A 22,032-nucleotide genomic window follows, 5' to 3' on the forward strand; every position below is an offset into this window, starting at 1 on the left:
GGTGGGTGGTCCTCCTGGTCAGGGGGTTTCGGTCGGGGTGGGGGTCGGGGTGGCGGTGGCGTCGCAGGCGCCGGAGGTCGTGGTGCTGTACGGGTTGAGGCCCCAGGCCGCCGGCCAGGCCACGGTCAGCGTCAGGTTGCGCACCCTCGTCGCTGTCGCCGGTGCCGAGCCGTCGGTGCCGGCGTCCACCCAGGCGCCGCCACCGGCCGCGTCCGGCACCCAGTAGTCGGCGTTCGTCGCGTCGGCCGAGATCGTGGCCTTCCCTCCGGTCGAGTCCCCCGCCGCGGTGGGCACCTTGCCACCTGTGCACGTGCCGAGGCCCAGCCCGGTGACCTGGACCTGGTAGGGCGCCGTCGGCCCTGCCGCGGCGTCCGCGTTGGCCGTCACGGCGCCCCAGGCCCCGCACTCGTCGGTCCACTGCTCGTGGCAGTACCGGACGCGGAAGCCCGAGGCGAAGTCGGCACCGAAGCTCCCCGACGGCTCGTCGAAGACCGCCCGGTTCCGGTAGGGCGGCTGCTCCGCGGAGGTCGGCGTGGCGGTGACCAGCCACTGGGGCCGGCTGGACGAGCCCGAGGCCAAGGCCCTGACGACGAAGGTGTAGCCGGTCGGCGCGGCGGGCTTCTGCACGGCCCGGACGGTCTCAGTCACCTCACTGGTGCCGTACACCTGCCCGTTGAAGACCGAGGCCGTACACATCGTGATGTCGTAGGCGTCGCCGGCCTGCACGCCGCTGAACACCTGGCTGGTCGCCGTCCCGGTCGGCTGGCAGGACTGGCCGGCCCGCGCGAAGCCGTAGCGGACCTCGGAGCCCTCGCCGTTGGCCGACGCCGAGCCGGTCGCGGTGAGGTCGGCCGTCGTCGCGCCCGCGGCGACGGTCGAGGTGAGGTCGAGAGAGAGGTCCTTCGGGGCGCCGATGCCGTTGCCGTAGACCGTGATGCTGTTCCCGTCCCCGGAGCCCCCGAGGTCGGGCGGGGAGTCGTAGCGGGACACCGGGGTGATCGTGATCCGGGTGCGGCTGTTGGACCCGACGTCGTACGCCGGCACCTCGACGGTGCTCTGGTCGCGGTCGACGCCCACGGTCGTCGAGCCGCCGGCCTCGGAGGAGATCCGCAGCCGGTCGGTCTGGGACGCGTCGACGCCCGTGATCGTGAGCTTCACCACCTGCCCTCGTCCCGACGAGGTCACCACCGGCTCTGCGGTCGCTCCGCCGGGCGCCGGCGGAGTGCCGTACGCCCACGCGTCCACGCTCACCCCGTCCTTCGACTCCCCGACAGCGTTGTAGGCGGTGACCTGGTAGGAGCGGCGGTCGCCGATCGGCGCGGAGATCGGGTCGCAGTCGCCGTCGGCGCCGCAGGTGCCGACCTTGTCCCCGCCACGGCGGACGATGAACCCCTTCAGCTCCGGATAGGCGTTGCGGGCCGCACCCGGCTTGACCCGCAGCGTGACGGAGTCGGCGGAGAAGGCGATCTGGCTGGCGCTGTCCGGCGCCTCCGGGTACCCGAGCAGGTCGATGGTCACTCTGCCGTCCCGCTCGCCCGCGGTCGTGCGGCGCTGGGCGTCGCGGACCGAGAACGTCGCCGAGCACGAACCGCCCGGCGTCCCTTCCGTCCAGCTCACCCGCACCGAGGTCGCGGACGCCACCGCCCAACTCACGCCGGGGCAGTCGCCGGCGCTGCGGACGTCGGTGAGCACCAGCGGGGTCCGCGGCAGCGGGTTCACCTCCCCCGCGGCCCCGACGACCGTCACCTCGCAGGACGTCCCCTTGGCCTGCGAGCACTGCTCGCCCGCGGTGCCGCCCTGGGGCAGCTGGCTCGGCGCGGGCCCGACCCGGAGGGTCAGCGCGGTCGGCCGGACGCCGTCGTGGCTGGTGATCCGGACCAGCACCTGCTCGTCGCGCCCGGGCACGGCGTCGTCGTGCGCGGTGATCGAGATCCGCTGGCCCTTCAGCGCCACGTCGAACAGGCCGGCACCACCGGGCGTCACGGTGTAGGTGACCGCCGGCTGGTCCGACGTCCCGTCCCAGGTGGTCATGCTGGCCAGGTCGTAGGTGGCGTCGTCGCCGGGGCTGACGGTCAGGGACGCGGGCTCGAGGCTCGGCTGCGGCGCGGCGGGCGTGACCCGGACGGGCACGGCCAGGATCGTCCAGGAGTCCTGGCCGGCCAGCCTGACCGGCACGTAGCAGGAGTCGGTCCAGGGCGCTCCACGGCCCGCGCGGTACTCCACGACCGTGCCCGACACCGGCCGGCAGGACGCGTCCGCGCGGGCCCCGGACGCGGCCAGCCCCTCGTCGCCCACCTCCAGCGCGGCCCCGCTGGGGAGCGCGACCAGCCCGGCCAGGTCGAAGCGCACGGACTGGTCCTCCGCGACCTTCTGCGGCTCCACGCCGCTGCGCAGGGTGAGCTGCACGTCGCTCGCACCGGGCACGACGAGGAAGGCCCAGGTGGCGATGACTGTGCCGTCGGCGGTGGTGAGCGGCGTGCCGTCGGCAGCGGTGGCCGTGAACTGGAGCGGGATGGTCCGGGTGCGCTCGGGCGCCTCCCCCGAGACCGACCAGCCGTCGGCCGTGGCGTCGGTGATCGCGCCGGCCCCGTCCCACAGGCTCAGCCGGAGCCGGGACACGTCGCCGCCGGGCCAGCTGGCCCGCTCCGTGACCACGTCGACACCCGCGGGGAACTGCTCGCGGGTCTCCGCGGTCAACACGGTGTCGGCGACGACGGGGAAGTTCGGCACCTCCTTCGTCACGACCTTCACCACGATCAGGCCGCTGCCGGTGTTGCCCGAGGAGCTCTCCACGTCGTAGCGGTAGGACAGCGTGCCGGGCGCCTCCCCCGCGGAGATCACGACGTCGCTGTCGGTCCGCTCGCCCAGCAGCGCCAGCAACCGGGCGAACTCGGGGTTCGCCGAGCCGTCCGACAGGGTCTTGGGGACGTTCGGCTGCACGCCGGTGATTCGCAGCGTCCCTCCCGTCGGATCGATGTCGTTGGCGACCGCGGCGACCCGCACGGTGTTGCCCGCGCCCACCTGGACCTGCACGTAGTCGGTGTAGGTGACCGGTGCGGGGCTGGCCTGTTCGTCGAGCACGCCCACCCGGACGGTGCCCTCGCCGGTGGCGCCCTGGCTGTCGACGACCCGGTAGGTGAACGCCACCTGGCCGCCCTCGTCCCCGGTCACGCTGGTGTAGACGATGCTGCGGCCGTCGGCGGAGACCGACGCCGACCCCCGGGCGGGCTGGGTGAGCACCCGGTCGAGCCGCACGGCGTCACCGTCCGGGTCGACGCCGAGGTCGTCGAAGCCGATCTCGACGGTCTCCCCGCTGAGCACCCGTCCGGTGAGGGCGGGCGGACGCGGCGCGCGGTTCTCCTCGTCGGCCAGCACGGTGAGACGAACGGTGGCGTCCGCGGCCAGGTCGGGGCTGCCGTAGGCGAACACCGAGTAGGTGATCCGGTAGCTGCCGGGCGTGGCGGGGGCGAGGGTGCGGACAAGGTTGCCCGAGGCGAACGCCAGCGCGGTGGGCTCGGTGCTGTGGACCGAACGCGGGTCGAGCGTGACCGTGCTGCCCGACGGGGCGATGTCGTTGGCCGTGACCGGGATGTCGAGCTGCGCACCCGCGCGGACGGTGACCGTGTCGTCGACGGCGATCGGGGCGACCTGGGCCGCCGGCGGCAGCAGGTAGACGGTGGCCTCGCCGCGGACGCGCGCGCTCTCCCCGTCCGAGACCGTGTACTCGACGGTGCCCAGCCGTCCCGGCGCCCCGTCGGGGGTGGTGCCGAGCACCCGCAGCGACGACTGGCCGACCACGTCGACGGTCAGGGTGGCGCCCGGGTCGGACGTCGAGGTGACGCCGCTCAGCAGCAGGACCCTCCCGGTCGGGTTGTCCACCGGTGCCAGCACGTCGACCGTCGCGTCCTGACCCGGCCGGACGAAGGCGAGCACCGGCGCCGTGGCCAGCCCGGCCTCGGTGCCATCGGTGAGCGTGACCCGGACCTGGGCGGTCGCCCTGGTCGTGCCGTCGCTGACCGTGTAGTCGATGATCCGGGTGCCGACCTCGCCCGAGGAGAACGTGAAGGCGAGCGACCCGGTGGTGACGGCGGCCGTGCCGTCGCCGTGGACCCTGACGTCGCTGAGCTCCAGCGTCGACGCCGTCCCCGTGACGTGCCCGCCGAGGGCGATGCTGCGGGACTCCCCCGCAGCCTGCGTGGTCGCGAACGATTCCGCGGTGAGCGCCGGGCGCGCGGTGACGCGGACGGTCAGCTGCCTGGTCGTGGTGCCGCCGCGGGTGTCGGCGACCGTCACCTCGACCGGGACCTTCTCGGCCTCCGTGGCGGACGCGTCGTGGTGCTGGACGACGACGTCGCCCTCGGGCGTGGCAGCCACCGACACCGAGCGGTTCGTCGACGTGGCGCCCAGGACCAGCAGCGGGTCGCCCTCGGGGTCCACCCAGCCGTCGAGGACGGGGACGGTCACCGTCCCGCCGGGGGCGACCTCGGGCTGGGGCCAGGCGGCCAGGCAGTCGTCCGGGCACCACACCGGAGCCTCGTTGGCCGTGCCCCCGGCCACGGTGAGCGTGACGGTCGCGGTGTCGGAGTAGCGGCCGTCGGCCGCCGTGCCGTCGCTCACTCGGTAGGTGAACGTGGCGCTGCCCCGCGCGTCGGCGGCGACCCGCACGGCCAGCCGCTGGTCGTTGTCGCTGAGGGTGAGTCGGCCGAACGCGGCGTCGAGGCCGCTGACGCGGGCCGGGTCGATGGTGAGCACGTCGGTGTTGGGGTCGTGGTCGTTCAGCAGGACGGGGAGGCTGACCAGTTCCCCTGCCCGCACGCCGAACCGGTCGTTCTCCGCGACCGGGGGACGAGGGTCGAGCACGACCTCGGCGCGGTTGCCCTGCTCCGAGCTGTCCTGCTGCTGTGGCTCGGCGAGCGACCAGTCCTGGCTGGACGGGACGAGCCGGCCGTCGGGCAGCGTCCACACCCAGCCCGAGCGCGTCTCGTTGAGGATGACCCGGTCCGATCCCACCTGGAACTGCGGGACCGCGTCCTCGGTGAGCCGCTGGCCCGCGTAGTCGAGCTCGCTGGTGGCGCCGTCACGCCACAACGTCCCCGCACCATCCCTGGGCAGCCACGCCGCGGTCAGCTGTCCGTCCACGACGACCGGCACGGCGGCCACGCCCAGGCTCGCGGTCGCCTGGAACGGCCGGCTCACCGCGCCCTGGTCGTCGATGGTGACCAGGCCCTGGCCGTCGGCGAGGGCGAACGAGGTGCCCTCCGCGGCCGCCCGCTGCAGCTGGACGGTGCCCGTGGTGGGCAGGCTGACGGGGCTCGCCACGCCGGACACCCACGCGCGGCGTCCGTCAGCGGCCAGCAGCGCCCAGTGGTCGCCGACGCCGGTGACCTGGAGGCCGGTGCCGGTGGGCGCGTCGGCGATGTGGTCGAGGGAGAGCAGGGTGGCGCCGGGGATGTCGTAGCGCAGGACGCGCCCGGTCCTCGCGGCGTAGGCGGTGAGGACGCCGCGGTCGTCCACGGAGACGGCGTCGGCGCTGAAGGGGGCGGCGTCCGCGCCGGTGGTGTCCGGGTCGCGCAGCTGGTTGAGCGAGGTCGGGCTGCCCAGGCGTCCGAACGAGACGGTCCCCGCGTCGCTGCGGAACGCCACGAAGTCGCCGGCCTGGGCGACGTCGACGGTACCGGACGGGGTGGCCGGCGCCTCCTCCAGCGCGTCGGCGTCGAGGTCGGCGGGACTCGACGCGTCGATCCGGACGATCCGCCCGACCCCGTCGGCCACCAGGTAGGACGCGCCGTCCCCCTGCGCGACCCGGGTGGCGTTGCGGACCTGCCGGACGGTGTCGAGCTCGCCGAGCTCGGTGTTCACCCTCGCGTAGCGCTGGCCGTCCCCGGACTGGAGCGCCCAGACCGACACGTCGGTGCCCGCCGTGCGCCGGGCGTCCAGCCCCGGCCAGAGCACGTCGCCCACGACGAGGGCCGCAACGGCGACGGCGACGCCGACCACGGTGAGCAGGCGGGCGCGCATCACACCACCCTCCACAGGTGCAGCAGGACGAACAGCACCACGACGGCGACGGTGGCGCCGGCGCCCACCAGCAGCCACGGCCAGGCCGGGCGGGTCGCCGCGGCGGTCGCGTCCGGGGTGCCGCTCTCCGCGGTGCGGCTGCCGAGGCGAGGCGCTCCCGACGGCTTCCGGGACGTCGGGTGGGCGACGCTGGCGCGGACCGGCCCGCGCAGCTCGCTGTCGGAGAAGTCCACGCCGGCGTCCGCCCAGTGGGTGGGGGCCACGTCGAGGACGGTCTGGGGCTGGCCGAGGTCGCGCTGGACGGCCTGGAGGGCGGCGGCGAACTCGCCGGCGGTGGCGAAGCGGGCGCCGGGATCACGTTGCAGCGCCCTCGCGAGGACCTCCTCGAGAGCGGGCGGCACGTCGGTGCGTCCGGTCGGGACGTAGGCGGCGCGCACGATGCGTCGCCGCAGCTGTTCGGCGGTGTTCTGGCCGGCGCCGTCCCGCTCGAAGGGGCTGCGTCCGGCGAGCAGGGAGTAGACGGTGGCGCCGAGCCCCCACACCTCGGACGCGACGCTGCCCGCGGTGTGCTCCGCGATCACCTCGGGGGCGCTCCACGGCACGGACATGGCGAACAGCTCGTCCGCGCCGCTCGCGGTGAGGGAGGCGGCGATGCCGAAGTCGGAGAGGACGGGGACGCCGAACTCGGTGAGGAGGATGTTGGAGGGCTTGACGTCGCGGTGCATGAGGCCGACCCGGTGGGCGGTCTCGAGCGCACCGGCGACCTTGACGCCGACCGCGAGGGCCTCGGCGACGGGGATGCGCTCGCGGCGGTAGCGCTCGCCGAGGGAGGTCGGGCAGTACTCCATGACGATGTAGGGGCGCCCGTCCGCGGACACGCCGGCCTGGTAGACGGTGAGGATGGACGGGTGGGCGCTCAGCCGGGCGAGGACATCGGCCTCGGCGTTGAACATGCGGCGCACGTCGGCGTCCGCGAGGGCCGGGGGCAGCACCTTCACGGCGACCTGCCGGCGGGGCAGGTCCTGCTCGTAGAGGTAGACGTCCGCGAACCCGCCAGAGCCCAGGGGTCGCAGGTAGGAGAACCCGGACAGTACTGGGGCGGTCGTCGGTGGACGAGTCGGCAAGGCTCCCCCGGAAGAGCTTCAGCGGCACTGGTGGGGCACCGACCACGCGCAACGCGCCGCCCGAACCCCCGTTTCGGATGAGGGTACCCCAGCCGCCTCGCCCGCGCCCCGCGCCGTCCCGCTCCCTGACGCACCCGTACGAGGGGACGGTTCCTTCGTACCCGGCACGAGGGGACGGACCTCCTCGAAAGCGGCACGTTAGGAACCGTCCCCATCGTGCCGGGGGAACGATGGGGACGGTTCCTAACGTGCCAGGCACGAGGACGGTTCCCTCGTGCAGGTCGAAAGCCACCGTTCCGGCCCTCACCGACCGGTGCCAGGGACCGTTCTGGCGCGAGAGGAGAACCGTCCCCGATTTCGCGCCGCCACTGGGCTCCTCAGCGGGCGACGTCCAGCTCGAAGGTGAAGACCGGCAGGTCGCGTCCTGCGATCGAGCCGCTGGGCGCGGTGCCCGTCCGGACGCCGCCGTGCTTGGCGTAGAAGGGCGCGGCACCCGGGTCGGCGTCGAGGGTGACCGTGGCGAACCCGCGCCGGCAGGCCTCGGCCAGGGCGTGTTCGAGCAGGAGGCGTCCGACACCGGTACCGATGGCCGGCGGGTCGACGAACAGGGCGTCCAGCCGCCCCGCGGGCGCCGTTCCGCCGAGTGCGGCGAAGCCGAGCACCACCCCGTCCCGCTCGGCGACGAGGACGTCGCCCGACGCGCACTCCTGCGCGGTGAGCGTGAGCTCGGCCCGGCAGGCCTCGAGGAACTCCGCCGGGTAGCCCCAGTGGCCCTTGGAGCGCAGCGCGAGGTCGGACAACGCCGCGGCCTCCTCGGCCCGGGCGGCCCGCACCCTGACTTCAGCGGTCACGGACGGCCCGCTCGAGGAAGACGAGGTCGTAGGTTCCGGCGGGACGGCGCCGGAACTCGGTGTAGCCGAGCCTGCGGTACAGCCTCAGGTTCGCCGTGCTCCGCTCGCCGGTGAACAGCTCGACCCGTCGCACGGACGCCGGCAGGGCGGCATCGACGTCCTCCATCAGCCGCGTCCCCAGCCCGCGTCCCTGCAGGTCGGGGGCAACGATGAGCCGCCCGAGTTCCGCCGTCGCACCCCGGACGAGGAGCCGCACGGCGGCCACCAGCCGACCCCCGGCGCGGATCCCGAGCGCGATCACGTCCGGGTCGGCGAGCTCGGACGTGAGATCGTCAAGCGCCTGGACGAGCGGCGGCAGCTCCGGGTCGCCGTACAGCTGCGCCTCGCTCACGTAGGCGGCCCGCTGCAGCGTGAAGACCTCGCCGGCGTCGGCGAGGCCGAGCCGGATGACGGAGACCCCACTCACCTCCGGGCTCATGGCAGGCCCAGGAAGTCGCGCAGCCACCGGTCCACGTCCCGCATGGTCGCCGCGTCCACCACGCCGATCCGGCCGCCGAGCCGGTCACGGCTGACGGTCCGAGGTTGCTCGGTCATCGCGAAGGTCGGCTGCGGCAGGTGCAGGTCCTCCCCGCGCAGCGGGACGTGGTTCGGCCACCCCCTGTCGGTGGTCGTTGCAGGGACGACGATCGCGAGCGTGTCGGCCTGCTCAAGGTACAGGTCGCTCGCGACGACGAGCACGGGTCGCCGCCCCGCCTGTTCGAGGCCACGCGCCGGATCGAGTTCCGCCCAGACCACCGACCCCCGCCGCAGCTCACTCACCGTGCTCCCGCGGGTCCTCGAGCATCACGTCCCACGACCGGAACTCGTCCCAGTAGGTCAGGTCGGCGCTCCTGACGGCGCGCCCGAACGCCTCCATGCGCTGCCGGCGCTCGTAGGCGTCCAGCAGCCTCTCGATGAATCCGGCCGCGGTGGTGCCGTGCTCGCGCGCGTCGTGGTTGATCCGGTCTCGAAGCTCGACCGGCACCTTGATCGTCGTGGTCGCCATCTGCCGACGGTACCAAGCGGTATACCGTCGGGGCTACCGTGGATGCGGGGGACGGAGACGTGCCCCTACACGTTGAAGCGGAACTCCACCACGTCGCCGTCGGCCATGACGTAGTCCTTGCCCTCCATGCGGACCTTGCCTGCGGCTCTGGCCGCGTTCACCGAGCCGGCAGCGACCAGGTCGTCGTAGCTGACGATCTCCGCCTTGATGAAGCCCTTCTGGAAGTCGGTGTGGATCACGCCGGCGGCCTCGGGGGCGGTCGCGCCCTTCCGGATCGTCCACGCCCGCGACTCCTTGGGACCCGCGGTGAGGTAGCTCTGCAGGCCGAGGGTCTCGTAGCCGACCCGGGCGAGGGTGTCCAGGCCCGGCTCGGCGATGCCCATCTCGACGAGGAACTCGCGTGCCTCCTCCGGCTCCATCTCCACCAGCTCGGACTCGATCTTCGCGTCGAGGAAGATCGCCTCCGCCGGCGCGACGATCGCTCGCATCCGGTCCAGCAGGTCGGTGTCGGTGAGTTCGTCGGAGTCGCAGTTGAACACGTACAGGTACGGCTTGGCCGTGAGCAGGAACAGTTCCCTGAGCGGTTCGAGGTCGAGCCCGGCCGCGTGCACGCCCACCCCGGAGTCGAGCGTCGCCTGCGCGGCCTTGAACGCCTCCAGCGTCGGGACGCGGTCCTTGCGGATCCGCGCCTCCTTCTCCACCCGCGGCAGCGCCTTCTCGATCGTCTGCAGGTCGGCGAGGATCAGCTCGGTGCGGATCGTCTCGATGTCGTTGCCGGGGTTGACCGCCCCGTCCACGTGGGTCACGTCGGGGTCGCGGAACACGCGCGTGACCTGGCAGATCGCGTCCGCCTCGCGGATGTTGGCCAGGAACGCGTTGCCCATCCCCTCGCCCTGGGACGCGCCCTTCACGATGCCCGCGATGTCGACGAAGCTCACCGTGGCGGGCACGATTCGCTCGGAGTGGAACAGGTCCGACAGGACGGGGAGCCGCTCGTCCGGCACGCCCACGACCCCCACGTTGGGTTCGATGGTCGCGAACGGGTAGTTCGCCGCGAGGACGTCGTTGCGGGTGAGAGCGTTGAAGAGGGTGGACTTGCCCGCGTTGGGCAGCCCGACGATGCCGATGGTGAGAGCCACGAGGAGACAGCCTATCGGGCGCCGGGGACACTCCTCGCCGTGGCCCGGCGCCCGACGCGGCCAGGGCCGACACTGTGAGTTCGTCCACCGAACACGGTGGGTGAACTCACACCTTCTGCCCCCGGCCACGAGAGGGTGGACGCATGCAGCTGACCACCGTGATCTTCGACCTCGGCGGCGTCGTCCTCGACTGGCAGCCCGAGCGCGCCTTCGAACAGGTCATGCCGGCCGCGGACGTCCCCGGCTTCCTGGAGCGGGTCGGCTTCGCGGCGTGGAACCGGGCCAACGACCTCCGCGCCCGGATCGGCGATGCCGAGGACGAACTCGTCCGCCGCTTCCCCGCCGACGAGGACGGCATTCGCGGCTACCGGCGCCACTTCCTGCACAGCGTCACCGGCATGGTCCCGGGGACGGCGGCCGTCATCGCTGAGCTCGCCGGGAGCGGCGTCCGGCTGGGCGCGCTCACCAACTGGGTGGAGGAGACGTTCCTGCTGACCCGCGACCGCTTCGGCGTTCTCGACCGGTTCGCCGACATCGTCGTCTCCGGCTCCGAGGGGATCGCCAAGCCCGACCCGGCGATCTTCCGGCTCGCCTGCGAGCGGATGGGCGTCGAACCGGAGGAAGCGGTGTTCATCGACGACGCACCGGCCAACGTCGAGGCCGCGACAGCGCTGGGGATGACGGGCTTGCGGTTCACCGACGCCGGGCACCTGCGGTCAGACCTGCTCGGGCTCGGCCTGCTCGGCGAGCCCGCTGCGGTGACCGGCCCCGTGTTCCACCTCACCCTTCGGGACCTCTGGGACGCCGCGCTGGCCGCCGGCGAGTACCCGTGGTCGACCTCGGGCGTGAGCTACGAGCGGGAGGGTTTCGTCCACTGCTCGTTCGCCAACCAGGTCGAGGAGACGCGGCGGCGCGTCCACCCTGGCGTCGCCGACGACGGGTTGGCGCTGCTCGAATTCGACGCGTCCGCCCTGCCCGTCGTGGTCGAGAACGGCTACCCGCACCTGTTCGCGCCGCTGCCAGTCGACCGCGTCCGTGTTGTGCGGCCTCGCGGTGACGGCGGCCCTTCGTAACGCTCGCTGCGCTCGCTCCTCAGGGACCGTGTCGGCCCATGGGCAACGGTCCCTGAGGAGCGGCGTCGAGGAACGAGCCGCCGCGTCACGAAAGGCCGCCGCCTCCGCCCGCCGCGTCCCGACTCAGGCGTCGGCCTCCGCGTAGAACGCCCCGAGCGCCTGGGCGAGCCAGGCCGGGTCCTCCACCCCGCACAGCTCGCGCGCGGAGTGCATGCTCAGCAGCGGCACGCCCACGTCCACACTCTCGATGCCCAGCCGGGTGGCGGTGAGCGGGCCGATCGTCGATCCGCACGGCACCGCGTTGTTCGACACGAACGGCTGCGTGGGGACGCCGGCTGCGCGGCAGATCCGCAGCCAGCGCGCCGTGGAGGGCCCTTCGCTCGTGTAGCGCTGGTTGGCGTTCACTTTCAGCAGCGGCCCCGCGTTCACCGTCGGCCGGTGGTCGGGATCGTGCAGGTGCGGGTAGTTCGGGTGGACGGCGTGGCCGGCGTCCGCCGACACCACGAAGGAGTTCGCCAGCGCCCGCTCGAACTCGTCGCTCCCCCAGCCCAGGCCGGACGCGATCCGGCGCAGCACGCTCTCGAGGAACGGCCCGGACGCGCCGCTGCGCGACCCGCTGCCGATCTCCTCGTGGTCGAAGCACGCGAGCACCTGCACCTGGGAGGCCGCGTCCGCGTCGGCGAGGGCGACGACGCCCGCGTGCACGCTGGTCAGGTTGTCGAGTCGCGCGGACGCGAGGAACTCCCCGGTCACGCCGATCACCTGCGGCGCCTCGGTGACGGCGGCGAACAGGTCGTGCCCGTCGATCTCGTCACGGTGCAGGCCGAGGCTGCCCGCCACCGCCTGGAGCAGGTCCAGGGACGCGGTGCCGAACACCGGCTTGAGGTTCACCTGCCGGTCGAGGTGCAGGCTCTCGTTGACGCTGCGGTCCAGGTGCGGGGCGACCTGCGGGATCCGCAGCCACGCGGGCGTCCGGACCAACCGCACCTCGCCGTCGCGGGTGACGACGCGTCCGGCGAGCCCGAACTCACGGTCGAGCCACGAGTTCAGCAGCGGTCCGCCGTACACCTCCATCCCTGCCTGCGACCACCCGTAGGCGTAGGCGGACGGTTCGGGCTTGAGCTTGAAGCCGGGCGAGTCGGTGTGCGCGCCGACGATCCGGAAGCCGACCGGGCCGGCGACCGCGTCCGGTGACCGCCAGGCGATGACCGCGCCGTCGCGCACCACGTAGCGGGCACCGCCCGCCTCCCAGGGGTCGGTCTCGCGCTGCACGGTGAACCCGGCCTCGTCGAGGCGCCGTGCGACCTCCGCCGCCGCGTGGTAGCTGGACGGTGACGCGCTGACGAAGGCCGCCAGGTCGTGGATGTGTGCGCTCTCGGACATGCCGACAGTCTGCACCCGCGCCCGCGTCCACCCGTCCACCTTGTCGTGGACGGATCGTCGTGAGTACGCCGCACGAACGTCCACCTTGTTGTGTAACCCGACCGGTCCACCTTGTCGTGGACGGATCGTCGTGACTACGCCGCACGAACGTCCGCCTTGAGCTGACCGCCGCATCCGTCCACGACAGAGTGGACCGAATGTCGTGACTACGCCGCAGAACCGTCCACCTTGTGGTGGACGCACCGATCAGCGGGGCGCGCGGCTCGCGGTCGCCCGCTGCGAGAGGTAAGCGACGAGCTCGGGCCGCTTCGCCTCGAGGGTGTGCATCTGGCTGAGGCCGATCCAGCGGGCACGGCTCGGGCGGCCCTTGCGGCTGATCCCGCCCTTCGCCTCGATCAGCAGGTCACGGCGCACCCGCTCGACCCTCGTGATCGCGTCGAGCCTGATGTCGGCCCGGTTCAGCGGGACGTGGCTGTGGACGGTGTCCGCGTCCACGGTGAGCGCCGGCCGCGTCCCCAGTCGGGCGAGCACGAGGTTGTTGGTGGCCAGGAAGGCGCAGGCCGCGGTGATGCCCAGCCCGAGCAGGAAGCCGAAGAACGAACTGAGGCTCTGCACGGCGAGGACGAGGGCGACGACGGCGAGGAGGCCCCACAGCACGCCCTTCGCCCAGAGCAGCCACCGGGCCGACTCCGCGATGCGCACCCCGACGACGCCCTCACCGAGTTCGGGCATCGGCAGGATCCCGGCCGGGAGTTCTCCGCTCACGTCCGCCATGGGTCCTCCGTCCTCGGCCGGCCCGCGGGTGCCGCAGGACACGCTCAGGCTACCCGGCGCGACCGTGTTCCCCGGGCCGGTTCGACCGCTCCCGCGCGAGCCTGAGCCCCAGTGTCAGAGGCACCCGGCAAGATCAGGGGCATGGAGTTTCTGGCATGGCTGGTGACCGGCGTCGTCCTCGGTGGAGCGGTGGCGTGGCTGCTGGTGCGCGCCCGCGCCGGGGCCGACCAGTCCGGTCGCGCCGCCGAGGCGGAGCGGGCCCGCGCGGACGCCGCGCACGCCCGGGCTGAGGCCGCGCAGGCCCGCTCGGACGCGGCCCAGGTGCAGCTCAGCGTTGCCGTCGCCCAAGGGGAGGCGGCCGACGCCCGCACCGAGCGCGCCGAGGCGATGGCGGAACTCGCCGAGGCGCGTGCCGCCGTCGCCGGGGCCCTGGCCGAGCGGGACGCCGCGGTCCAGCGCGCGGCCGAGATCGCGGCGGACCGTGAGCAGCTGCTCAACCAGTTCAAGGCGCTGTCGGCGGAGACCATCGAGCGCCAGACCCGCCAGCTGGAGGAGTCCGCCCAGTCACGCCAGCAGGCCACCGACCAGTTGCTGACGCCGGTCCGGGAGAGCCTGCAGCGCTTCAACGACCGGCTCACCGAGGTCGAGAAGGAGCGGGTGGTCCTGTCCACGGAACTGCGCAACCAGGTCAGCGAGGTGCGTCTGACGGGCGAGAGCCTGCGCAGGGAGACCGCCGCACTGGTCACCGCGCTGCGCAAGCCGCAGGTGCGCGGGGCGTGGGGCGAACTGCAGCTCAAGCGGGTGGTGGAGCTCGCCGGCATGGTCGAGCACTGCGACTTCGTCCAGCAGCAGACCACCCACACGACGTCCGGCGCGACGATCCGCCCGGACCTGAAGGTGACGCTCACCGAGGGACGGTTCATCTACGTCGACTCCAAGGTGCCGCTGAGCGCGTTCCTGGACGCGCAGGAGGCGTCCGAGCCGGCCGAGCAGTCGCGCCTGCTGGGCCAGTTCGCGAAGAACGTCCAGACGCACGTCGACCAGCTCTCCCGCAAGGACTACTACAAGGCCGACGGCGGGGGGACGCCGGAGTTCGTCGTGCTGTTCCTGGCCAGTGAGGCGCTGGCGGCGGAGGCGTTCAACCGGATGCCGTCGCTGCTGGAGTACGCGTCCGACCGCGCGGTCATGGTCGCCACGCCGAGCTCGCTGATCGCGATGCTCAAGACGGTCGCCTACTCGTGGCGCCAGGCGGCGCTCGCCGAGTCCGCGCAGGAGGTGTTCAGCCTCGGGCGGGAGCTGTACGACCGGCTGGGCACGCTGGGTTCCCACTTCGACAAGGTGGGCCGCTCCCTCACCTCGGCGGTGGACTCCTACAACAAGGCGGTCGGCTCGATCGAGGGGCGCGTCTTCCCCACCGCGAGGAAGCTGCGCGACCTCAAGGTCACGGAGAGGGAGCTCGACCCGGTCCGCGTGGTCGAGGCCGGGGTGCGCCCGCTGACCGGCGCCGAACTCGTCGAGGACGCGGTCGGCGTCACCCCGATGATCGGCCGTACCCGGGCCGCCGACGACCTGCTGGCACGATCCCAGCCCGGACTGGACGAGCTGCTGGAGGGCGAGGCGGCGACGCTCCCCGACGCCGGCGCGCAGACCGCCTGAGGGGTAGCAGACGACCCGGGTGCCAGAATGGCCCGGTGACGATCGACGCCCTGGCCGTGGACGAGGCCGCTGAGCGGTTGGCCGGAGTGGTCACCCGCACTCCCCTGCAGCGCAACGAGCGGCTCAGCGCCGCGACCGGGGCCAACGTGTGGCTCAAGCGCGAGGACCTCCAACCGGTGCGCTCGTACAAGATCCGCGGCGCCTACAACCTGATCTCCCAGCTCGAGCCCGACCAGCGCCGCGCCGGTGTCGTGTGCGCGTCCGCGGGAAACCACGGCCAGGGGGTGGCGTTCGCGTGCGCCCGCCTGGGCATCAGCGGCCGGATCTTCGTTCCCGCGACCACCCCGCGCCAGAAGCGCGAGCGCATCCTGGCGATCGGCGAGGGCCGGGTCGACCTGGCGGTCGTCGGCGACACCTACGACGCCGCGGCAGCTGCTGCTGCGGCCGACGCCGACGCGTCCGGGGCGATCGTCGTCCCCGCCTTCGACGACGCCCGCACGATCGTCGGCCAGGGCACGGTGGCGAAGGAGATCGTGGACCAGTTCGGCTACGCCCCGGACGTCCTGCTCGCGCCGGTCGGCGGCGGCGGGATGATCGCCGGCTGTCTGACCTACCTGGGCGAACGGCACCCGACCACGACGATCGTCGGCGCCGAGCCCGCCGGGGCCGCATCCATGGCGTCCGCCCTCGAGGCCGGCCGTCCGGTCGAACTCGCCGACATGGACACGTTCGTCGACGGCGCGGCCGTCCGGCGCGTCGGGGACCTCACCTTCGACATCGTGCGGCGGTCCCGACCCGAGCTGGTCGCCGTGCCCGAGGGACGGATCTGCTCGGAGATGCTCGCGCTCTACCAGACCGAGGGCATCGTCACCGAGCCGGCCGGGGCGCTGGCAGCGGCCAGCCTCGGGAGCTTCCGCCCCGAGCCGGGCCAGACCGTCGTCGTGCTGGTCTCCGGCGGCAACAACGACGTCTCCCGGTACGCGGAGATCGTCGAGCGGTCGCTGGTCTACGAGGGCCGCAAGCACTACTTCCTGGTGAACTTCCCGCAGGAGCCCGGCGCGCTGCGCCGCTTCCTCGACGAGGTGCTCGGTCCGGACGATGACATCACCCACTTCGAGTACGTCAAGCGCAGCAACCGCGAGACCGGCCCCGCGCTGGTGGGCATCGAACTCGGCGATCCCGACTCGTTCGGCAACCTGCTGATGCGGATGGACGAGAGCCCGATCACCTTCGAGGTGGTCGCCTCGGACAGCCCGTTCTACCGGTTCCTGGTGTGAGCGGGGGTCGCTGGAACCACAACCTGCACTACCACCGGCTGGTGCTGGACGCGGTCCCGGCCGGCGCCCACAGCGCTCTCGACGTGGGCACGGGGGACGGGCTGCTGGCCAAGGACCTGCACAGGGTCGTGCCAGCGGTGACCGCGATCGACCTGGACGCGGACGTGCTCGAGCGGGCGCGCACGGAGGACCCGGGGGTGAGGTGGGTGCACGGTGACGCGCTCACCCACCCGTTCCCCGGGCCGTTCGACGTGGTGGCGTCGATCGCCGTCCTGCATCACTTCGCGGACCCCGCGGATGCGTTGGCCCGGATGGCGGACCTGACCGCACCCGGTGGTCTGCTGGCCGTCATCGGGCTCGCCCGCAGCGCGACGCCCGTCGACTACGCGTACGAAATGGCCGGCATCGTCCAGCACCAGGTCCTCAGCCGCAGGCGCGGCTACTGGGACCACACCGCCCCGACCGTCTGGCCGCCGCCGCACACCTACCGCGAGGTCCACGACATCGCCCGCCGCGCCCTTCCGGGCGTCCGCTGGCGCCACCTGCCGCTGTGGCGCTACGCGCTGCTGTGGCGAAAGCCCCGCTGACCGGCCCTGGCTGACGACCACAGGAAGCAGATCACGGCACGAAGGTGTCGTCTCCTGGCCACATCACGTCACGGTCCCTGAGGAGCTCGGACGGCGAGGAACGAGCCGCCCGAGCGTCACGAAGGGCCGCCGCCACCCGCACGAAGGGAGCGTCCCCGCGATTCGAGTGGCCCACCACATCGAGAGCCCCTGTTCGCGTCGAGGGCCCTTGTCCGGACACAGGCCCTCGACGGGAGCGGTGGCCCTCGGCGACGGGAGGTGGCTCTCGGCGACGGGAGGTGGCCCTCAGCGTCCGACACGAGGGGACGGTTCCGGCGGACCCGGCACGAAAGAACCGTCCCCGCGGACCGAGCACGAGGGGACGGTTCCTTCTGAGGCGGCACGATGGGAACCGTCCCCGGCGTGCCGCCCGGCTCGTGTCGAGGGCCCGGATCAGGCGAGGCCGACGCTGGTCAGCCAGTCGGCGGCGACCTGGTCGGCGTCCTCCTTGTCGGTGACGACCTTGCTGACGAGCGTCGCCAGCGTGTCGGTGTCGAGCTTGGCCGACACCGCGTTGAGCGCCGCGGTCACCTCGGGGGTGGCCAGCGACTTGGTGATCACCGGGATCACGTTCTGCGAGCCGAAGAAGCTCTTGGTGTCGGTGAGGGTGACGAAGTCGTTCGCCTTGATCGCCGGGTCGGTGGTGAACAGGTTCGCCGCCTGGACCTGGCCGTTCTTCAGCGCCTGCACGGTCAGCGGGCCCGCCGTGTCCAACGCCTTGAACGACTTGAACTCCAGCCCGTACGTCTTCTGCAGGCCGGGGACGCCGTAGCTGCGCGTCTTCCACTCCGGCGGCCCGCCGAGCACCAGCTGGCCGGCGACAGGGACCAGGTCCTCGATCGTGGTCAGGCTGTACTGGGTGGCCGTCGCGCGCGTGACCGTGATCGAGTCGTTGTCCTGCGCGGGCGCGGGGTCGAGCACCGTCAGCGTGTCCGGCAGCGCGGCCTTCAGCGACGCCAGCGCCGCCTCGGTCGTGCTGGTGTCGGCGTCCGGGTTGAGGTACTTGGCGAACGCGCCGGTGTACTCCGGCAGCAGGTTGATCTCGCCGTTCTTCAGCGCCGGGACGTACGTCTCACGCGAGCCGATGTTCAACTTGGTGCTGACCTCGACCCCCTTCGCCTTGAGCGCCTGCGCATAGATCTGGGCGAGCAGCTCGTTCTCGGGGAAGTTGGCCGAGCCGACCACCACCGAGACCGCCGCGGCGGACCCGGACGTCGACGCGGCCGTCGACGGGCTGGCCAGCGGGTTGCCGGAGGAGCACGCCGCCAGGGTCAGCGCCGCCGCCACGGCCGTCATGATCGCGAGGGGTTTTCTCATCTCATCCTTCTTTCGTTGTGCCTGCCTGCTCAGGTCGGGTTGACGACGAGGGCCCGGCGCGCGCGCCGGGACGAACGGACGGGGGCGAGCCCCGGGGAGACCGCCACCCGCTGCACGAGCGCGAAGCAGAGGTCGACCAGCATCGCGAGCGCGGCCACCAGCAGCGCGCCGCCGGCCATCTGCCCGTAGTCGCGGTAGGCCTGTCCGTCGATCAGGAAGCGGCCCAGCCCCCCGAGGCTCACGGACGCGGCCAGCGTGGCGGTGGCCACGACCTGCAGGGCCGCCGACCGCAGCCCGCTGAAGATCAGCGGCAGCGCGCACGGCACCTCGACCCGGACCAGCACCTCGAGCGAGCTCATCCCCATGCCGCGTGCCGCGTCCCTCACCCCCGGGTCGACGCCCTCCACCCCGGCGTAGGCGCCGGCGAGGATCGGCGGCACGGCGAGGACCACCAGCACGAAGATCGACGGCACCACGAACGCGATGTCACCGGCCAGCAGCGGCCCCGCCACCAGCACGGCCACGTACAGCAGGCCGAGCGTCGGCACCGAGCGCATCCCGTTGACGAGGTTCACCACGCCGACGCGCCCGCGTCCGGTGTGCCCGATCCACAGCCCCAGGGGGACCCCGACCAGCGCGGCCAGCAGCAGCGTGATCCCGGAGTAGACGAGGTGCTCGCCCACCCGGACCGGGATCCCGTACGGGCCCTGCCAGTTCGCCGGGTCGGCCAGCCAGTCCCAGAGGAGGTTCATGCCGCGCCCCCTCGCCGTCGCGCGGGCGGGCCCGGCGGACGCGAAGAACACCGCCGGGTGCTCATGCCGTCCTCCCCGCCACCGGACGCTCCCCGCGCAGCCACGGGGTCAGCACGCGGCTGACCCCGAGGATGGCGAGGTCGAGGGCCAGCGCCAGCACCATGCAGGCGATGATCCCGACGACGATCGGGTCGACGAAGTCGCGCGCGAAACCGTCGGTGAACAGCGAACCCAGCTGCGCGATCCCCAGCAGCGCGGCCACGGAAACGATCGACACGTTGCTGACCGCTGCGACGCGCAGTCCGGCGGCGATCACCGGCACGGCGAGCGGCAGTTCGACGGTGAAGAACCGCCGCACCCGTCCAATCCCCATCGCGGTCGCGGCCTGCGCGACCTCGTCAGGCACCGCGCCGAGCCCGTCGGCCACGGTGCGGTCGAGCAGCGCCACCGTGTAGACCGTCAGCGCCACCACCACGTTGAGCGGGTCGAGGATCCCCGTGCCGAGCACCAGCGGCATCAGGATGAACAACGCCAGCGACGGGATCGTGTAGAGCAGCCCCGTACCGGCCACCAGCGGCGTCCGCAGCCACCGGTACCGCTGCGCGAGCCACCCGAGCGGCAGCGCGAGCGCGAGCCCGACCACGAGCGGGACCACGGCCAGCACCGCATGGGTGGCCATCAGGGACGCGACGTCGTCGACGTGGGCGAGGAACCACTTCACGGTGCCTCCCCCACCGGTTCGCGCTCGATCTCCGCGAGCACGTCCTGGGCGCGGACCGTGCCGACGAGGCGACCGTCGTCGTCGACGAGGACGCCGCGCCTGCTGGGCGAGGAGAGCGCCGCATCGAGTGCGGCCCGCAGCGTCCCGCCGACCGGCGCCACGGTGCCGCCGCGGTGGAGGTCGTCGCGCGTGACCACGCCGGCGAGGTGAGCCGGCCGCACCCAGCCGAGCGGTGCGCGGGCCCCGTCGACCACCAGCACCCAGCCCCCGCACGCCGCCCGCCGCGCCGACTCCGCGTCCGCCCCGAGCGGGACGGCCGGCTCAGGGGTGACCGGCAGGTCGGGCGCGGCCTGGAACGCCAGCGCCCGGTAGCCGCGGTCGCGGCCGAGGAAGTCGGCGACGAAGTCGTCGGCCGGGTCGGCCAGCAGGTCGGCGGGGCCGGCGAGCTGGGCGAGCGTGCCGCCCACGCGCAGCACCGCGACCTGGTCGCCGAGCTTCACGGCCTCATCGATGTCGTGGGTGACGAACACGATCGTCTTGCCGAGCTCCGCCTGCAGCCGCAGGAACTCCTGCTGGAGCTGGTCGCGGACGACCGGATCGACCGCGCTGAACGGCTCGTCCATCAGCATCACCGGCGGGTCCGCGGCGAGCGCCCTGGCCACCCCGACGCGTTGCTGCTGGCCGCCCGACAGCTGGTTCGGGTAGCGCCGGCCGAGCTCGGGGGCCAGCCCCACCCGTTCGAGCAGTTCGGACGCGACAGCCCGCGCGCGGCGCCGGTCCCAGCCGAGCAGCTGGGGCACGGTCGCGATGTTGTCGAGGATCGTGCGGTGTGGGAACAGGCCGCCGCTCTGGATCACGTACCCGATCCCCCTGCGCAGTTCGTTGGGCTCCAGCGTGGACGTGTCGCGTCCGTCGATCTCGATGGTGCCGCTGGTGGGCTCGATCATCCGGTTGATCATCCGCAGGGAGGTCGTCTTGCCGCACCCGGACGGGCCCACGAGCACGGTGATCTTCCCTGTCGGCGCGACGAACGACAGCCCACCCACGGCGGTGGTGCCACCGGGGTAGACCTTCGTGACGTCGGCAAAGCGGATCATCGCCGGGTCCTCCTGGTCGCGAACTGCTACGTCGGGACGGCCGTCCCACCCTGCTCGTTACCCAACCCTAGGAAGTCCCTCTGACATTCCCGCCCCTTCCACCGTCTCCAGCCCCGTCCTTGCTCCCGAAAGGCGGCCTTGCTCCCGCAATTCGGGGGCAAGGCCGCCTTTCGGGAGCACACGCGACGGGTGGGACGGGGCGTCAGTCGCCGTCGGCCTTCCGGCGCAGGTCCTTGCGGAGCTCGGGGGGCAGCGCGAAGACGAGGTTCTCCTCGGTCAGGCGCTCCTCGACGGCGGCCGGGAAGCCGCGCTCGGTGAGGTGGTCGAGGACGCCCTGCACGAGCGCGTCGGGCACGGACGCCCCGGAGGTGACGCCGACAGAGCGGACGCCCTCCAGCCACGCCTCCTCGATCTCGCCGGCGTTGTCGACGCGGTGCGCGGCCTTCGCGCCGGACTCCAGTGCCACCTCGACCAGCCGCACCGAGTTCGACGAGTTCTTCGAGCCCACCACGATCACGAGGTCAGAGTGCCCCGCGATCTGCTTGACCGCCGACTGCCGGTTCTGGGTGGCGTAGCAGATGTCGTCGCTGGGCGGGTCGATCAGCGCGGGGAACTTCTCCCGCAGCCGGCTGACCGTCTCCCAGGTCTCGTCCACGCTCAGCGTGGTCTGGCTCAGCCACGCGACCTTGTCCGGGTCGTCGAGTTCGACCGCGTCCACGTCGTCGGGGTGCTGGACGAGCGTGATGTGCTCGGGCGCCTCGCCCGTCGTCCCCTCGACCTCCTCGTGGCCGGCGTGCCCGATCAGCAGGATCTGGACGCCCTGGCCCGCGAACCGCTTGGCCTCGTTGTGCACCTTGGTCACCAGCGGGCAGGTCGCGTCGATCGTCTTCAGCCCGCGCGCCGCCGCCTCGGCGTGGACGGCCGGGGAGACCCCGTGCGCGGAGAACACCACCGTCGCGCCCTCCGGCACCTCGGCGAGCTCCTCGACGAAGATCGCACCACGGGCCTCCAGGTCCTCCACGACGTGCCGGTTGTGGACGATCTGCTTGCGCACGTAGACGGGCGGGCCGTACACGTCCAGCGCCTTCTCCACGGTGACGACGGCCCGGTCGACGCCGGCGCAGTAACCGCGCGGCGCAGCGACCACGACTCGCTTGGTAGACATGGGGGAAGTCTACG

At 72.8% G+C, this 22,032-nt stretch carries 18 protein-coding genes; 4 read left to right on the plus strand and 14 right to left on the minus strand.

Annotated elements, in window-relative coordinates; translation table 11 throughout:
• Positions 1–18 precede the first annotated feature (18 nt).
• From QM779_RS08630 to ychF, 7 genes are all read right to left on the minus strand, one after another.
• Entirely contained in the window at positions 19–6,018 is a 6,000-nt protein-coding gene (locus tag QM779_RS08630) for an Ig-like domain-containing protein (protein WP_428534218.1), read from the minus strand.
• The gene (locus QM779_RS08635; protein ID WP_428534220.1) at positions 6,018–7,142 is read right to left on the minus strand and encodes a serine/threonine-protein kinase; all 1,125 of its coding nucleotides are present in this window, start codon (positions 7,140–7,142) and stop codon (positions 6,018–6,020) included. Before QM779_RS08635 ends, QM779_RS08630 begins: the two co-directional genes overlap by 1 nt.
• 377 nt (positions 7,143–7,519) lie before the next feature.
• Positions 7,520–7,993 (minus strand): GNAT family N-acetyltransferase, encoded by a 474-nt coding sequence (locus QM779_RS08640; protein ID WP_428534222.1) that lies wholly within the window; start codon positions 7,991–7,993, stop codon positions 7,520–7,522.
• Complete coding sequence (locus tag QM779_RS08645; protein WP_428534224.1) at positions 7,983–8,459, minus strand: GNAT family N-acetyltransferase; 477 nt, start codon at positions 8,457–8,459, stop codon at positions 7,983–7,985. Before QM779_RS08645 ends, QM779_RS08640 begins: the two co-directional genes overlap by 11 nt.
• A gap of 8 nt (positions 8,460–8,467) precedes the next feature.
• Positions 8,468–8,812 carry a type II toxin-antitoxin system PemK/MazF family toxin gene (locus tag QM779_RS08650; protein WP_428534227.1) on the minus strand — a complete coding sequence of 115 codons (345 nt, stop codon included), beginning with the start codon at positions 8,810–8,812 and terminating at the stop codon, positions 8,468–8,470.
• On the minus strand, positions 8,805–9,038 hold the full coding sequence (locus tag QM779_RS08655) for a hypothetical protein (protein WP_428534229.1): 234 nt from the start codon (positions 9,036–9,038) through the stop codon (positions 8,805–8,807). The genes QM779_RS08650 and QM779_RS08655 overlap by 8 nt, the downstream gene beginning before the upstream one ends.
• Before the next feature lie 65 nt (positions 9,039–9,103).
• Positions 9,104–10,177, minus strand: a complete 1,074-nt coding sequence (gene ychF, locus QM779_RS08660) for a redox-regulated ATPase YchF (protein ID WP_428534231.1) — start codon at positions 10,175–10,177, stop codon at positions 9,104–9,106.
• A gap of 143 nt (positions 10,178–10,320) precedes the next feature.
• On the opposite strand from ychF, the gene QM779_RS08665 reads away from it, so the two are divergent.
• Entirely contained in the window at positions 10,321–11,250 is a 930-nt protein-coding gene (locus QM779_RS08665) for an HAD-IA family hydrolase (RefSeq protein ID WP_428534233.1), read from the plus strand.
• 123 nt (positions 11,251–11,373) lie between these two features.
• Here the strand turns inward: QM779_RS08665 and QM779_RS08670 are convergent, their stop codons facing one another.
• Together QM779_RS08670 and QM779_RS08675 are read right to left on the minus strand one after the other, a co-directional pair.
• Entirely contained in the window at positions 11,374–12,633 is a 1,260-nt protein-coding gene (locus tag QM779_RS08670) for a M18 family aminopeptidase (protein ID WP_428534235.1), read from the minus strand.
• Between the two features lie 246 nt (positions 12,634–12,879).
• Positions 12,880–13,407 (minus strand): hypothetical protein, encoded by a 528-nt coding sequence (locus tag QM779_RS08675; protein WP_428534237.1) that lies wholly within the window; start codon positions 13,405–13,407, stop codon positions 12,880–12,882.
• A 141-nt stretch (positions 13,408–13,548) separates the two neighbouring features.
• On the opposite strand from QM779_RS08675, the gene QM779_RS08680 reads away from it, so the two are divergent.
• From QM779_RS08680 to QM779_RS08690, 3 genes are read left to right on the plus strand one after another with little or no spacing between them, the layout of a single operon-like run.
• Positions 13,549–15,063, plus strand: coding sequence for a DNA recombination protein RmuC (locus tag QM779_RS08680; RefSeq protein ID WP_428534239.1), 1,515 nt, complete (start codon positions 13,549–13,551; stop codon positions 15,061–15,063).
• A 35-nt stretch (positions 15,064–15,098) separates the two neighbouring features.
• Positions 15,099–16,340, plus strand: a complete 1,242-nt coding sequence (gene ilvA, locus QM779_RS08685) for a threonine ammonia-lyase IlvA (RefSeq protein WP_428534241.1) — start codon at positions 15,099–15,101, stop codon at positions 16,338–16,340.
• Positions 16,337–16,927: a class I SAM-dependent methyltransferase gene (locus QM779_RS08690; RefSeq protein ID WP_428534243.1), complete on the plus strand. Its 591-nt coding sequence runs from the start codon at positions 16,337–16,339 to the stop codon at positions 16,925–16,927. Before ilvA ends, QM779_RS08690 begins: the two co-directional genes overlap by 4 nt.
• Before the next feature lie 432 nt (positions 16,928–17,359).
• On the opposite strand, the gene QM779_RS08695 is transcribed toward QM779_RS08690, so the two are convergent.
• From QM779_RS08695 to QM779_RS08715, 5 genes are all read right to left on the minus strand, one after another.
• A complete protein-coding gene (locus tag QM779_RS08695) occupies positions 17,360–18,283 on the minus strand; it encodes an ABC transporter substrate-binding protein (RefSeq protein ID WP_428534245.1) in 924 nt (307 codons plus the stop codon).
• A gap of 29 nt (positions 18,284–18,312) precedes the next feature.
• Positions 18,313–19,035: an ABC transporter permease gene (locus QM779_RS08700; RefSeq protein ID WP_428534247.1), complete on the minus strand. Its 723-nt coding sequence runs from the start codon at positions 19,033–19,035 to the stop codon at positions 18,313–18,315.
• Positions 19,036–19,096: 61 nt separating this feature from the next.
• Complete coding sequence (locus tag QM779_RS08705) at positions 19,097–19,714, minus strand: ABC transporter permease (protein WP_428538369.1); 618 nt, start codon at positions 19,712–19,714, stop codon at positions 19,097–19,099.
• Between the two features lie 38 nt (positions 19,715–19,752).
• Entirely contained in the window at positions 19,753–20,853 is a 1,101-nt protein-coding gene (locus QM779_RS08710; RefSeq protein ID WP_428534249.1) for an ABC transporter ATP-binding protein, read from the minus strand.
• A 202-nt stretch (positions 20,854–21,055) separates the two neighbouring features.
• Positions 21,056–22,018, minus strand: a complete 963-nt coding sequence (locus QM779_RS08715; RefSeq protein WP_428534251.1) for a 4-hydroxy-3-methylbut-2-enyl diphosphate reductase — start codon at positions 22,016–22,018, stop codon at positions 21,056–21,058.
• Positions 22,019–22,032 lie beyond the last annotated feature (14 nt).

The organism is Propionicimonas sp., assembly GCF_049840635.1.
In the GTDB taxonomy this organism is placed as follows: domain Bacteria; phylum Actinomycetota; class Actinomycetes; order Propionibacteriales; family Propionibacteriaceae; genus Propionicimonas.